Annotated in this window: 14 protein-coding genes; 2 read left to right on the top strand and 12 right to left on the bottom strand. The window is 44.5% G+C overall.

All coding sequences use genetic code 11. The features are described from left to right. The first annotated feature begins 85 nt into the window (after nucleotides 1–85). Entirely contained in the window at nucleotides 86–361 is a 276-nt protein-coding gene (locus IGJ12_RS05770; protein WP_008381063.1) for a hypothetical protein, read from the top strand. 35 nt (nucleotides 362–396) lie between these two features. Here the strand turns inward: IGJ12_RS05770 and IGJ12_RS05765 are convergent, their stop codons facing one another. The 4 genes from IGJ12_RS05765 to IGJ12_RS05750 all read right to left on the bottom strand — a co-directional run bounded on the left by IGJ12_RS05765 (nucleotide 397) and on the right by IGJ12_RS05750 (nucleotide 2,850). Continuing rightward, complete coding sequence (locus IGJ12_RS05765) at nucleotides 397–855, bottom strand: hypothetical protein (protein WP_008381061.1); 459 nt, start codon at nucleotides 853–855, stop codon at nucleotides 397–399. Between the two features lie 67 nt (nucleotides 856–922). Further along, nucleotides 923–1,291: a thioesterase family protein gene (locus IGJ12_RS05760; RefSeq protein WP_430619468.1), complete on the bottom strand. Its 369-nt coding sequence runs from the start codon at nucleotides 1,289–1,291 to the stop codon at nucleotides 923–925. 7 nt (nucleotides 1,292–1,298) lie between these two features. Then, on the bottom strand, nucleotides 1,299–2,513 hold the full coding sequence (locus IGJ12_RS05755) for a CCA tRNA nucleotidyltransferase (RefSeq protein ID WP_016613091.1): 1,215 nt from the start codon (nucleotides 2,511–2,513) through the stop codon (nucleotides 1,299–1,301). Further along, entirely contained in the window at nucleotides 2,500–2,850 is a 351-nt protein-coding gene (locus IGJ12_RS05750) for a nucleotide pyrophosphohydrolase (protein WP_008381054.1), read from the bottom strand. The genes IGJ12_RS05755 and IGJ12_RS05750 overlap by 14 nt, the downstream gene beginning before the upstream one ends. Nucleotides 2,851–2,987: 137 nt before the next feature. Between IGJ12_RS05750 and IGJ12_RS05745 the strand changes: the two genes are divergently transcribed. After that, complete coding sequence (locus IGJ12_RS05745; protein ID WP_005237068.1) at nucleotides 2,988–3,893, top strand: YitT family protein; 906 nt, start codon at nucleotides 2,988–2,990, stop codon at nucleotides 3,891–3,893. 44 nt (nucleotides 3,894–3,937) lie between these two features. On the opposite strand, the gene IGJ12_RS05740 is transcribed toward IGJ12_RS05745, so the two are convergent. The 8 genes from IGJ12_RS05740 to ilvD form a co-directional block, all read right to left on the bottom strand. After that, nucleotides 3,938–4,495, bottom strand: a complete 558-nt coding sequence (locus tag IGJ12_RS05740) for a YpiB family protein (protein WP_034872191.1) — start codon at nucleotides 4,493–4,495, stop codon at nucleotides 3,938–3,940. Nucleotides 4,496–4,504: 9 nt separating this feature from the next. Further along, nucleotides 4,505–5,764 (bottom strand): tetratricopeptide repeat protein, encoded by a 1,260-nt coding sequence (locus IGJ12_RS05735; protein WP_008381050.1) that lies wholly within the window; start codon nucleotides 5,762–5,764, stop codon nucleotides 4,505–4,507. Next, nucleotides 5,765–6,814, bottom strand: a complete 1,050-nt coding sequence (locus tag IGJ12_RS05730; protein WP_430619467.1) for a hypothetical protein — start codon at nucleotides 6,812–6,814, stop codon at nucleotides 5,765–5,767. A 166-nt stretch (nucleotides 6,815–6,980) separates the two neighbouring features. Further along, nucleotides 6,981–8,234 (bottom strand): threonine ammonia-lyase IlvA, encoded by a 1,254-nt coding sequence (gene ilvA, locus IGJ12_RS05725; protein ID WP_430619466.1) that lies wholly within the window; start codon nucleotides 8,232–8,234, stop codon nucleotides 6,981–6,983. 11 nt (nucleotides 8,235–8,245) lie between these two features. Further along, nucleotides 8,246–9,235, bottom strand: coding sequence for a ketol-acid reductoisomerase (ilvC, locus tag IGJ12_RS05720; RefSeq protein WP_008381047.1), 990 nt, complete (start codon nucleotides 9,233–9,235; stop codon nucleotides 8,246–8,248). 50 nt (nucleotides 9,236–9,285) lie between these two features. Next, nucleotides 9,286–9,762, bottom strand: a complete 477-nt coding sequence (ilvN, locus tag IGJ12_RS05715) for an acetolactate synthase small subunit (protein WP_430619465.1) — start codon at nucleotides 9,760–9,762, stop codon at nucleotides 9,286–9,288. 4 nt (nucleotides 9,763–9,766) lie between these two features. Then, nucleotides 9,767–11,467 carry a biosynthetic-type acetolactate synthase large subunit gene (ilvB, locus tag IGJ12_RS05710; RefSeq protein WP_430619464.1) on the bottom strand — a complete coding sequence of 567 codons (1,701 nt, stop codon included), beginning with the start codon at nucleotides 11,465–11,467 and terminating at the stop codon, nucleotides 9,767–9,769. A gap of 2 nt (nucleotides 11,468–11,469) precedes the next feature. After that, a complete protein-coding gene (gene ilvD, locus IGJ12_RS05705; protein ID WP_008381045.1) occupies nucleotides 11,470–13,158 on the bottom strand; it encodes a dihydroxy-acid dehydratase in 1,689 nt (562 codons plus the stop codon). Between the last annotated feature and the right edge of the window lie 553 nt (nucleotides 13,159–13,711).

The following is a 13,711-nucleotide window of genomic DNA, read 5'->3' as shown; positions in this document are numbered from 1 at the left end:
TTTTTAAAGATTTATGTAATTTCGAGGCCCCCATCTCCCCCTTTACTTCTTTCTAAGGTACTTTAATAGCAAGGAGTGTGAGCAGATGAAAATTGACAAAATCGAATACAAACGAGTCATCAATGGTGCGGGACACCTTGAGTACGATTTGCTGCAATATTTAGAAAAGAATCGGGCGACTGCTGCACAAAACCTGAAACAGTCTGAGATCGATTACCTTCTGGAAAAAGATATTCAGCATCGGATCATTCAACATGCTCGTAAGAGTTTCTTTGGCGATACAATCGTTTTAAAGGATGAATATGCCGAAGATTATCTTTTATTAAAAAAGTATACGGATATGTTCCAAGAAACATTCTAAAAAAAAACGCAGAACCAACTGGTTCTGCGTTTTTCTTATTCTTCGAAATGTTCTTGATAAACATCATCAACCGTTTGATTTGGGTCGATCACGATATACAGACTCTTCGTTTTTTCACTGATTTTTGTTGATTGGTATACATTATCCAATCCTTCCGTATCTTTGTCCTTGTATGGGAAATAAACAAGATCCGGTGTACCGTTACGGTAAAGAATTTCCATCCGTTCAATATCTTCATATTTCAACGCACGAGCAAACATCCCTAATTCAAGTCCGCCTAAGTTGATGTCATGTGTTGCCACATGATCGCCTTCTTGGAAGATTTCAATTTTGAACCCAGCACATGGATGAATCTCAACGAATTCGCTTCCGTGGATACGGCCAAAACTGGTCGTGATTTGTTTGATCCATAAGTCACCGATGTAACGGCGCTCGATCGTCCATGTTTCTCCATTACGGAAATAAAATTTTAAAGCTTTCATTTCTCTAGCCATGACAAAACGCTCCTTTTTATTAATAATACATTTTAATTCTAACACATAGTCGCTACTGGGACACAAATTAACTTGGGTTTTCGTTGACTTTTTTCATAAACCGAGAGATTTCCACCGCCGCTCGTTGATGAGTCCCTTTGGCAATGAGTTGTTGCGCCCCATCGGTCACCTGATAATCAAACTGGAATCCTTGTTCTTTTTCCCATTGTATAAAAACTGTGATTGTCGCTCCGACTGGCGAAGGTTTCAAATGATCGATCGAAAACTTTGTACCAACGGTGGTAAACCCTTTATCTAAAGTAGGCTCAAGGGCTTCCCAACAGGTGTTTTCCACCATTGCGACCAGTCGAGGGGTTGCTAAAACCGCTAAACCGCCAGAACCCAAAACAGCCGCAGTGTCTTGAAGGTCAACGAGAAAGTCTTTTTTGCTTTCCATTCTTCAGTTATCCCTCCTTCGCTAAATATGCTTGGGCAAACGCCAATAGTGCTTCTTTTTCATTAGGGATTTTTCGTGTGATGACTGCAGCTTCAGCAGCGGCCAAGACTTCTTTGAGCCACGGACCAGAAGAACGATCAACTGTCTGCAGTAAATCACGTCCATTGATCGCCAGCTCCTTCAGTGAATGGATCGGTAGCTGCTGATAGCGTTGACTGATTTTTGCTGGATCATTGGGCAGCTTGTCATAACTCAATAATCCTTCAGCTAAACAGGTTGCTTCTAAACCGAACTGATACAACAGCAGATCGTTCCATTCGCCGTTTCGACGCATTAGTAGTGCTTGATAGACCGTTTGTACTTGGCGGATGCAGTCATTCGAACATTTCCAAGCTTTTAAAAAGCTGCGGACTGCCTCAGGAGCTAAACCGATTTGGTCAATGAGCAATACCCAAGCCGTCGTTTCGTTTTCTAATGGGATCGCTGGCAGGTCTGCCATCCGCAGTAACGCCTCACCGTATTCCCGCAAGCCTGGGCAATAGATATAGCATTCGGTTTCTACTAGTGCTCGTAGTGCTTGGTTCCGATGATTGCCTAACAGCAATTTCACGAATTCAATCATGATCCGTTCAACAGAGATTTTCCCCAACAAGGCATGATTCGCATGGATAGCAGCCAATGTTTCTGTTTCTAAAACAAAGCCCAATTGACTGACAAAACGCAGCCCCCGCATCATTCGTAGGGCATCCTCATGGAAACGTTCCTGCGGGTGACCCACTGCTCGTAAAATCTGATTGTCGATATCTGCAAGTCCATCGAAAAGATCAATGATGACCCCATCTTCTTGAAGTGCCAATGCATTGATGGTAAAATCCCGCCGCTTTAGATCTTCTTTCAAGGAACGGACAAAATCAACTTTGTCAGGTCTGCGATAATCCTGATAGGCGGCTTCGGTTCGAAAGGTGGTAATCTCATATTGCGCCTGTTCCCACAAGACCAGCACCGTCCCATGCTCGATACCAATGTCAATGGTTCGAGGAAAAAGCGCCTTGATTTCGGCTGGAAAAGCGCTGGTAGCAATATCGACATCATGGATCGGCTGGCCTAAAATCGTATCCCGCACGCTGCCGCCAACAAAGTATGCTTCATAGCCCGCGGCTTCGATTTTTTTTAGGAGTGGCGCAGCTTCTGCAAATTCTTTTGGTAGTTTAGTCAGCTTCATGTACTTTCCCATCTTTTCTTTCAAAACGATACGCATCCCGCTGATTGAATTTTGCCATATTTTCCTCAAACACTTCAGTCAGGTCGATGTCTAGTGAATTGGCCATGATCATCGTCACAAAGAGCACGTCACCCAGTTCTTCTGCCACTGTCTTTTCAACTTCATCGCTTTTTTTATTTTTTTCCCCGTAATAGTGATTTACTTCTCGCGCCAATTCGCCAACTTCTTCAGTCAAACGAGCCATTTGGGCGAGGGGGCTGAAATAGCCAGTTTTAAATTGTTGAATATAGGCATCGACTTCTTCTTGCATCGATGCCAAGGAACGTTTATCTGTCATCTTCTTCACCCTTTCTCGTTTATCTTACCAAAAGAATGGCTGCCTGCCTAGATAGAGCCCCCCTCAGGATTTGTTGTACATTCAATGATTTCGTGCTACATTGATACTTGTGGAAGTTGAATAACGGAGGAAACAGGATGCGGGCATTTTTTTCATGGCGAACGATTCGCGACATTGTTTTGATTATTTTCGGTACGAGTATTTATGGCTTCGGTCTAGTCTATTTAAATATCCCAAATGACTTAGCAGAAGGCGGTGTGACAGGGATCACCTTGATCCTGCGAGCCTTATGGGGAATCAATCCTGCCATTAGTACATTGATCTTAAATATTCCGATCATTTTGATCGGTGGCAAAATTCTTGGTCGACGCTCATTAGTGTATACGATTTTAGGAACCTTTGGTTTGTCTTTTTGGTTGGCATTTTGGCAGAGTGTTCCCCTGTTGATCGATCTACAGCATGATCTACTGATCGTCGCACTCTTGGCTGGTTTGATTGCAGGGATCGGTAGTGGGATCGTCTACAAAGTCGGTGGAACAACAGGTGGCGTCGATGTACTGGCGCGCATTTTAGAGAAAAACTTTGGGGTGACGATCGGGCGGTCGCTTTTGATCTTTGATGTGTTCGTCCTGTTGCTTTCTTTGACCTATATAGATTTGAACCGCATGATGTATACCTTGATTTTTTCTTATGTCTTCACTCGTGTGATCGATTCGATCTTAGACGGCGGCTATTCAGCCAAAGGGATTTTAGTGATCAGCAATCACAGCGAAGAGATAGCTCCTGTTTTAATGGATGAATTGGAACGCGGTGTCACGTTTTTACAGGGCGAAGGGGCTTACTCAAGAGTATCGAAACAAATCATTTATATGGTGGTCAGCGGACGGGAGATTTCTGAAGTCAAGCGCATTGTTCATGACTTTGATCCGCAAGCGTTTGTTTCTGTCATCAATGTCCATGAAGTCGAAGGCGAAGGCTTTACTTACTTAAGACCTAAGTCACGGTTCTTACAGCGCAAAGCAGCGGTCTCTAAAACAAAATAAAGACTAAAAAAGCAGTCCCGGTTAAAGGACTGCTTTTTTATTTGTCAGCGGCTTTTTTCTTTTTGTTGGAGCAAGTGCCGATTTACTTCATCGGAAAGTTCTAAGAAGGCATCACGATCCCCATTTTCCAATGCTAGATCGATCTGCCGATACAAGGTATCAATTTTGGTTTTTGCTTCTTCTTTTTCAAGGTACTGGGTAACATGTTGGGTCATTTCTTGATCCAAGTGGTCGTTCCAACGTTCATAAGGATTGTCTTCTAAAACTGCTAAATAAAAGGATTGCGACCAAGAATCTGGAAAGAGACATTCAAGATACAAGGGTTGTTTCCAATTCATGCGAATCTCGTGAAAAATCTGATCAATGTCATAAAAGGTCTGTCCTTCGATACTCAAGACAAAGGGTTCGCCTCCAACTTCCGTACTGCGGACACTTAAGCCCCGTTTGGCTGCGGCTGCCCCTTCTACAAAATGAACATTGGTCAAGATCGCTTCATGGTTCGCCAGATAGTTTAACACCCAAGAGACTTCTCGGCGGCTGAAGGAAACGGTCGAAACTAACCAATTAAGAAACTTTTTCTTTTCTTGTACATTGATGTTCATTTCTCTCACCTATCTTTCTAATAAGTCCTCCACGATCGACTGTACTTCTAAATCACCTGGTTCGTGAGCCAAATAATGTTGTAGCAAATGAAGAGCTTCAGGTAAACGCCCTTCTTCACGTAAGAAAATGCCATATTCCTTCATAAACGCCGGTTCATGGTGCAAATCAGCATTGGCTTCTTCGTAATATTTTGCTGCTTTGTCAAAATCTTCTAACGCATTGAAGGCTTGCGCTAGATTCCATAAAGCGTGAGGCTGTTCATTGTCTTCCATTCGCTCGATCGCCAAGATCGCTTCTTGCCAACGCTCTTCATTCAAGTATAAATTACTTAAAGTCAGTAATGTATCCTCTTCTTTTTCACCAGTTTCCAGTGCTTTAAGTAAAAATGACTCGGCTGCTTCACTGTCATGAAGTCGGTAAGCATTCTCGGCAGCAAAATGATAGAAATCCACTTGATATGGATCTTCATGAATCCCTTCTTCGATCACACGTTGCGCTTCTTCCAGCTGTTCTTCTTCTTGCAATGCTTCAGCCAAATAAAGATACAAGGCCCGGTATTGGGGATTCATGACCCGCAACTGCTGCAAGTAGCGAATCGCTTGTTCATTTTCCTTCAGCTGCAAATAGACTAAAGCCGTTTGAAAGAGACGCTCGTCCGTCTGTTCGTCTTCTAAGCTTGCTTCAAAATATTCCAACGCCTCTTCAAACTTACCTGCCATACTCAATGAAGTTCCGGTCCGTTCAACGATCGAAATCCCCGAAATATCCGTAATATCTTCTTCCAGCAATCCTTGATAAAGGTCAACAGCTTCTTGATAGCGATCCGTTGAAAAAGCTAACTCAGCTAAGGCAAAACGAATCAAGGGTTCCTCTGGCACAAGGCTTTGCGCTTCTTTTAATTTGGCTTCGCTGACTTCCGGAATACCGATCAGTTGATAGAGATCCGCACTCAATAACAAGGCTTGCAGATAAGCTTCACTCGTTGGTAGTATTTGATCGATATAAGTGAAGGCTGTTTCAATCTGGTCTTCTTCCATCGCAATTTCCGCTAAAGGAAGCAGCAAAGCTTCATTTTCAGGATGCCGCTGCTGCAAGGTTTCAAATAACGTTTTCGCCTCTTCTAAAAAACCGATCTGCAGTAATTCATCGCCTAAAGCGCCAAGTGTCTCATCATCATCTTTTTGCAGTGCTTCGGTAAAATTCAATTGTGCTTCAGCCAACTCTTCTGCGGCTAGTGCTTTTAACATTTTTTCACTATAAGTTTCCATTTAGACCCCTCGAATCTCATTGATTAATCGCTGATAAGTCTCCATCGTCTGGACAAGATCTTTCTCCTCGATTTCCGTTCTGCCCCCTATTGTACCAACTTTTGCCAAAAATAACAGTTTTTTTTCTTTTTGCTGCAATTCTAGTACACGGCTGAAATATTCGCTTAAGGAAAAAGACTCGGGCAATTCGATAGGAAAGCCTAATCGTGCAAGCCATTGGCAAAATACTAGCAGATCGACAGTCAACTGCTGCTGCTGGACTGTCCAAATAAAATGAAACAAAAAGCCAAAGAACAATTTCATCGCATCAGACAGCAAGTGACCATTTTCTGTTTGATAAGCAGCATCGGCAAAGAGTTGCCCAAACTCCTCTAATTCGCGTCCCGACTGCTGATACAATTGGATCAGCTGATTGGTATAAGCTGCCAACGAGTGTCTCATCAATGCCTGATGACTGGGGTACGTTCGATAAAGTTCCTTTAAAAAATCGCTATCGGCAAGCACGCCACCACGGATCAGGGTCAAAAAGTCGACAAGTTTCCCATCGATTTGCTTTTCGGCAATCGTCTGATCGAAAATAACAAATTGTGGTGCATTAGGATTTTCCAGCATCGGGATATCTGGCTTTTTCACAACGATCGCTGTTTCTTTGACACTTTTGGCTAAGGCCCGCAAGGAAACAGGAATCAACCAAAGCTGTGTCGTCAGAACCGACGTCGCGTGGATAAAGCTGCTCAATGCCAACACGCCTTCATTCCCAAAACCGACGATCAGCAGCGGCTCTTGTTTTGAAAAGCGGCCGAAGAAATCCATTGCAGCTTTAAACTCGGTAAAGTTGTTGCAATACATTTGATTGGTACAAATATACCAATTGACCTCTCGTGGCAAAAAGAGGCGGGTCAATTTTTCTGAAAAGCGGTCATAATAGCGCTGATTCGTCAAAATTATCACCTGCTGCGGCTCGATCGACTGTCCTTTCATGACCGATGCCAATGTTTCCCCGTAAGAGATCTGGGTTTCTTGCTCATTTCTGTAAAAAACAGCTTCCATCGGCTCACTCCTTTGTTGCTACTACTTACTATTATAGCAAGAAGCCGCTGAAACACCTACTAAATCGCTAACCATTAGGAAGTATTTTCGCCGATTTGTCCCATGATTCTATGCCAAAAAGCAAAAAACATGGTTTCCTGTATTACAAAGGAAACCATGTTTTTTTCTAAACCAAAAGCGAGTAAAGTGATTGATTTTGCTGAAGGTTGATGTAGCCTTGATCAAACTGTTCAATTCGTGACAGTAATGCGGGTAGATCGTTTTTTTGTTTCAACAAGATTCCCAGCATTACTGGTCCTGTTCCACGATTGATTTTTTTCGTATATTCAAACCTCGTGATATCATCATCAGGCCCTAATACATGGCTAACAAATTCCTTCAACGCACCGGGACGTTGTGGGAAATTGACGATAAAATAATGTTTCAATCCTTGATAAATCAGTGATTTCTCTTCGATCTCTGCCATGCGGGAACTATCATTGTTACCACCACTCACAATACAGACGACCGTCTTGCCTTTGATTTGCTCTTTGATCTCATCCAGAGCTGCCACGCTCAAGGCACCAGCTGGTTCAGCGACGATCGCTTGTTTGCTGTATAATTCTAGAATCGTTTGGCAGATTGCACCTTCTTCCACCGTTACCAATTGATCCACATAGCGTTTGGCATGGGCATAGGTCTGAGCTCCGACTTGTTTGACTGCCGCACCATCGACAAAGGTTTCAATATGCTCTAAAGCCACCGGTCCTTGATGATCAAAGGCTGCTTGCATCGAGGCGGCCCCTACAGGTTCTGCTCCAACAACTTTTATATTTGGCTGCTTTTCTTTCAAATAGGCTGCGGTCCCGCTGATCAAACCACCGCCACCAATGGCTGCCACCACCAAATCGATCGATACTTGTTTTTTTTCAGCATCCGCCAACATTTCCACGGCTACTGTTCCTTGTCCTGCGATAATATTGGGATCATCAAAAGGAGCAATGAAAGCCATTTGCTCTTCTTTTGCAAATTGTTTGGCAGCCTGCGCCGCCGCATCAAAGGTATCTCCCACCAATTCGATTTTGACGTAGTCGCCGCCGAAAAAGAGAACTTGCGCGATTTTTTGTTGCGGCGTCGTTGTTGGCATGAAAATGACCGCATGGATCTGCTGTTCTTGGCAGGTATAAGCAACGCCTTGGGCATGATTTCCAGCACTGGCACAGACGACGCCACGACTGGTCTGCACAGGATCTGCTTGGGTGATCGCATAGTAGGCACCTCGTAATTTGAAGGAGCGGACTTTTTGCAAGTCCTCTCGCTTCAACAAAACCGTCGCTTGGTATTTTTCAGATAAAAAGCGATCATACTGCAGCGGTGTATGACTAACTGCTCCCCGCAGTCGTTCATATGCTTGTTCGATTGCAGAAACTGTCACCAACAAACGCGCCACCTCTAATCTTTCGCAACAAACGGCATCATTTTCCGTAACTCGCTGCCGACTTTTTCAATTTGATGGTTGCCGTTTTCTTCACGCATTTTATAGAATTCAGGGAAGCCATTTTGATTGTCTTCAATGAATCCTTTCGCGAATTGACCATTTTGGATATCTGTCAATACGGCTTTCATGTTTTCTTTGGCTTGTGCGGTGATCACCCGAGCACCGGAAACGTAGTCGCCATACTCTGCCGTATTCGAGATCGAATGGCGCATTTTTTTGAATCCTCCTTCATAAATCAAGTCAACGATCAGTTTCAATTCATGACAAACTTCAAAATACGCCAATTCCGGTTGGTACCCGGCTTCTACCAATGTTTCAAAGCCAGCTTCGATCATGCTGGTCAAACCGCCACAAAGTACGGCTTGTTCCCCGAAAAGATCGGTCTCGGTCTCTTCTTTAAAGGTCGTTTCCAAAACGCCGACCCGTGTGGCACCAATGCCTTTTGCATAAGATAAAGCTGTCGCTTGTGCGTTGCCAGTCGCATCTTGATAGACTGCAAATAAGGCTGGCACCGCAAACCCTTCGGTAAAGGTTCGACGCACCAAGTGGCCCGGTCCTTTAGGCGCAACTAGGAACACATCCACCTCTTCTGGCGGCGCGATCACATCAAAATGAATATTAAAACCATGCGCAAATGCTAATGCATTGCCGGCAGAAAGATTCGGTTCGATCTCATTTTTATACAACGATCCTTGGATCTCATCGGGTGCCAAGATCATGACTACGTCCGCTTTTTGAGTGGCTTCGGCTACTGGAAAGACTTCAAATCCGTCGTTTCTTGCAGCTTCTGCTGACTTTCCTTCACGAATGCCGATAAAGACTTCATGACCTGTGTCCCGTAAATTTTGCGCATGAGCGTGCCCTTGAGAGCCGTAGCCGACGATCGCAATCTTCTTGTCTCCTAGATTATCTGTAACTTCCTCGTTGTAATATACTTTTACCATACTTGTTTCCTCCGAATTCTTTCTTTATTTTAAGCAATTCAAAATTGCACTTACCCTCTTGTAAAGCCAGTGACACCCGTTCGTGCCAACTGTTTGATCCCGTAGGGACGCAAAACTTCGATGCATGCTTCTACCTTTTTCGTATCACCGGCAACTTGCACAACGATCGTTTTCAGTGCGACATCGACAATGTGCGCTCGAAACGGATCAATCACTGCTTGGATCTCCGAGCGGCTAGTTTTTGGTGCATTGACTTTGATCAGCACCAGCTCTCGTTCGATATGAGGAACTTCTGTAATATCAGAAACCTTCAAGACATCTATTTGTTTATTTAAATGCTTGGTCACTTGTTCTGTTTCTGCCAAATCGTTCACGTTGACAATGATCGTCATTCGTGAAAACTCTGGCCGTTCCGTTGTGCCGACAGAAATACTCTCGATATTGACCTGCCGGCGGTTTAAGACACTCGTGATGCGGCTCAAAACACCTGCTTCATTATGGACGATTGCTGCTAATACCCGTTTCATCCCCTTAGACCCCCATCATTTCATGATTGGCTTTCCCCGGTGGGATCATCGGCAACACATGCTCTGAGGGCGAGACCATTACTTCGATCAGTTGCGGCCCCGTATGTGCAAAAGCTTCCGCTAGCATAGCAGAAAGCTGAGTGGGTTCATCGATCCGACAGCCTTCGATGCCATAAGCTTGTGCTAGTTTAACAAAATCAGGTTGCTGTGCAAAAACAGAGGCAGAGCGTCGTTTGCCATGAAATGTTTCTTGCCATTGGCGGACCATTCCTAACGAACGATTATTCAACAAAACAAATTTGACATTCAAGCCATACTCATTCAAAATAGCAAATTCCTGGTTTGTCATTTGGAACCCGCCATCGCCAACAAACACCACGACCATTTTTTCTGGATGAGCAAATTGGACGCCAATTCCCGCAGGGATACCATAGCCCATCGTGCCTAGTCCGCCACTGGTGATCAACTGCTTAGGAAAGCGAAACGGATAATACTGCGCGACCCACATTTGATGCTGCCCAACATCGGTGATGACGTAAGCCTCTCCTTTGGTCAAACGCCCTACTTCTTCGATGACTTTTTGCGGTTTGATTTCTTGTGCTTGAGTGCGATCATAGCGATAAGGTTTTTCCGTCTTCCGTGTTTGGCATAGATCCGACCAGGCAGACCACGTTCCTCTAGTTGGCGGATACCGTAGCATCTGTTTCAAAGCAGCCTTGGCATCGCCGACGATTGGGATCTTTGTCTCTACAATCTTGCCGATCTCCACCGGGTCGATGTCGATATGAGCAACGATGGCCTGCTTACCGAACTGACTGCCGGCAGTCGCTAAGCGATCATCGAAGCGAGAGCCGATATTGATAATCAAATCGGCTTCTGATAAAGCCATGTTCGCCGCATACGTTCCATGCATACCGCCCATGCCCAAGAAAAATTGATGATCATTTGGCAGTAAGCCTAAGCCGAGCAACGTTGTGACTGTCGGCAACTTGTACTTGGCAATAAATGCATTTAATTCAGCCGCAGCTTCAGCCGCGATCACGCCTGCACCCGCCAGTACCACTGGTCGCTGTGCTTTTTCTAAAACGTGCATCAATTTTTCAATTTGCAGACGGGAAGGCTCTGCATTCGGTTGATAACTTTTCCTTGTGATCGGCAATGAGCAGGTTTCAGCGGTTTCTTGCAATGTAATATCTTTCGGAAGGTCGATCACAACAGGTCCCTTACGCCCAGTTGAAGCGATGTGAAAGGCTTCAGCGATCACTTTCGGTAAGTCATCCACACAACGGACTTGGTAATTGTGTTTCGTGATCGGCAACGTGATACCTAGAATATCCGCTTCTTGAAAAGCGTCTTTGCCAATTCCTGGTACGGCCACTTGTCCCGTGATAACCACCAACGGTACGGAATCGCTCATAGCATCGGCAATGCCAGTAACGACATTCGTAGCACCTGGACCACTTGTCACTAAAACGACCCCAACATTGCCAGTAGCTTTGGCATAGCCTTCAGCGGCGTGGATCGCGCCTTGCTCGTGACGCGTCAAAATATTCGGAATCGCTGCATCATATAATTGGTCATATAACGGTAAGACGGCGCCACCCGGGTAGCCAAAGATCATTTCGACGCCTTGCTCTTGCAAGCTGTCCACTAACACTTGCGCGCCAGTCCTTAGATGCGATGCTTGATAGTCGATGTTTCCCATTGCTACTCCTCCTCATCAGGTACTCGCATAATCCCGCCCGTATTCGCAGAGGTCACTAAAGCGGTATAACGTGCAAGCCATCCTTTTTTTACTTTTGAACGAAACTTCGGTCGTTCTTGCGCACGCTTGGCAAGCTCTTCTTCTGAAACTTGCAGATTTAGCGTTCGATTTGGCAAATCAATAATGATCTCATCGCCATCGTTGACTAGTCCTAATGGACCACCGGCTGCAGCTTCCGGAGAAATATGTCCAACTGCGATCCCCCGCGTCGCTCCTGAAAAGCGGCCGTCTGTAATCAAGGCGACATCTTTGCCTAACCCACGACCAACGATACTTGAGGTAGGCGCCAGCATTTCCGGCATTCCCGGCCCCCCTTTCGGGCCTTCATAGCGGATCACTACGACATGTCCTTTTTGTACGGTATGATTGTCAATTGCTGCGACTGCTTCATCATGAGAATCAAAACAGATCGCTTTCCCTTTGAACACTTGGACACTTGGATCGACCCCGCCAACTTTGATGACACTGCCTTCTGGGGCGATGTTTCCGTACAAGATCGATAGACCGCCAACTGGACTATACGGATTTTCTTTCGGATGGATGACTTCTTCGTTGTGGATCTTCGCTTCAGCGACATTTTCTCGCAACGTCTTACCGGTAACAGTCGGTCGATCGGGATGAATCGCTCCCTCGATATCACATAGCTCCCGAATGATCGCTGAAACCCCACCGGCTTCATGGACATCATGCATTGAATAGGCTGATGATGGCGCGATTTTTGAGAGATAAGGCACTCTTTTAGCGATTTCATTGACCCGTCTTAAGTCATAATCGATCTCAGCTTCATTGGCGATCGCTAAGGTATGCAGCACTGTGTTGGTGGACCCCCCCATCGCCATGTCTAAAGCGAAGGCATCATCAATAGCTTCTTTGGTCACGATGTCTCGAGGTTTCACTTGTTTTTCAACAAGATCCATCAACTTAAAGGCGGCTTGTCTAACTAGTTCTCGTCGTTCTTCAGACACGGCGAGGATCGTACCATTGCCTGGCATTGCCAATCCTAAGATCTCTAAGAGACAGTTCATTGAATTGGCAGTAAACATCCCTGCACAGGAACCGCAAGTCGGACAGGCATTTTGTTCCATAAACTCAAAATCTTCTTTTGTCATATTACCCGTCTTGTACGTCCCAACGGCTTCAAACATGGAAGATAAGGTTATTTGATGTCCCCGAGGATCAATGCCGGCTTTCATAGGACCGCCGGAACAAAAAATTCCTGGTACGTTGGTCCGCATGGCTGCTAAGATCATGCCAGGAGTGATCTTGTCACAATTTGGGATATAAAATACGCCGTCAAACCAGTGGGCATTGATGACGGTTTCTGCAGAATCAGCGATCAATTCTCGGCTAGGTAGCGAATATCGCATACCGATATGTCCCATAGCAATGCCATCATCTACGCCGATTGTATTGAACTCGAAAGGGATGCCGCCAGCTTCACGAATCGCTTCTTTTGCGATATCTGCTAACTCCCGTAAATGCACATGCCCAGGCACGATATCGATATAGGAATTACATATCGCAATAAATGGCTTGTTCATATCATGGATATTTTTAACTTGTCCTGTGGCATAGAGCAGACTCCTAGCTGGCGCTGCATCGATCCCTTTTTTAATTTGATCACTTCTCACACTCATCATCTCCTGCATTTTGGAATAAAAAAAAGCATCCCGGTTATAAAAAACTGGGATGCTTTGCCAGAATCCCATTTTACTTACGCAAATAGGACTCAAACAAACGGATAATTTTTGCTTCCGTGTTCTAAGTCCTGGTATCAATAATAATGACTAATAAATATTGATTAAAATTGCGCATAGAAAATGGCTCCTTCATTAGAAATAGTAACGTTCTTGTAATTGTTTACCAATATACCCTTTGCAAAATCACTTGTCAACGAATTTTCTGAATTTTTTTTCAATAATGACAATTCTAAGGAACCCTTTCTCACATCAGATGTCATTTAATCACTTGCTTGTTTTGATAAAAATGACTTTTAAATCACCTTTATTCTTGCTTGAGAATTAAAGTGTGCCAGCAACCCATGTTTTTTTAAGATCAAAAGAAAAACAAAAAATAATTTTGAATTTTCTGACAATAACAACCGATTCTTTTCCCATTCGTTCCGCCTGCATGGTGGCAGTCCCTAGTTAGACAAAAGAAAAAACCCTTGATTACTCAAGGGTT

This window comes from Enterococcus sp. DIV0802b (assembly GCF_050543535.1).
Classification (GTDB): domain Bacteria; phylum Bacillota; class Bacilli; order Lactobacillales; family Enterococcaceae; genus Enterococcus_D; species Enterococcus_D entomosocium.
Note: the sequence above shows the minus strand (reverse complement) of the source record. Positions and strands in the feature narration are given on the sequence as shown.

Coding starts and splice junctions, on each gene's coding strand:
- IGJ12_RS05770 (WP_008381063.1), top strand. CDS start 86: ATGAAAATTGACAAAATCGAATACAAACGAGTCATCAATGGTGCGGGA.
- IGJ12_RS05765 (WP_008381061.1), bottom strand. CDS start 855: ATGGCTAGAGAAATGAAAGCTTTAAAATTTTATTTCCGTAATGGAGAA.
- IGJ12_RS05760 (WP_430619468.1), bottom strand. CDS start 1,291: ATGGAAAGCAAAAAAGACTTTCTCGTTGACCTTCAAGACACTGCGGCT.
- IGJ12_RS05755 (WP_016613091.1), bottom strand. CDS start 2,513: ATGAAGCTGACTAAACTACCAAAAGAATTTGCAGAAGCTGCGCCACTC.
- IGJ12_RS05750 (WP_008381054.1), bottom strand. CDS start 2,850: ATGACAGATAAACGTTCCTTGGCATCGATGCAAGAAGAAGTCGATGCC.
- IGJ12_RS05745 (WP_005237068.1), top strand. CDS start 2,988: ATGCGGGCATTTTTTTCATGGCGAACGATTCGCGACATTGTTTTGATT.
- IGJ12_RS05740 (WP_034872191.1), bottom strand. CDS start 4,495: ATGAACATCAATGTACAAGAAAAGAAAAAGTTTCTTAATTGGTTAGTT.
- IGJ12_RS05735 (WP_008381050.1), bottom strand. CDS start 5,764: ATGGAAACTTATAGTGAAAAAATGTTAAAAGCACTAGCCGCAGAAGAG.
- IGJ12_RS05730 (WP_430619467.1), bottom strand. CDS start 6,814: ATGGAAGCTGTTTTTTACAGAAATGAGCAAGAAACCCAGATCTCTTAC.
- ilvC (WP_008381047.1), bottom strand. CDS start 9,235: ATGGTAAAAGTATATTACAACGAGGAAGTTACAGATAATCTAGGAGAC.
- ilvN (WP_430619465.1), bottom strand. CDS start 9,762: ATGAAACGGGTATTAGCAGCAATCGTCCATAATGAAGCAGGTGTTTTG.
- ilvB (WP_430619464.1), bottom strand. CDS start 11,467: ATGGGAAACATCGACTATCAAGCATCGCATCTAAGGACTGGCGCGCAA.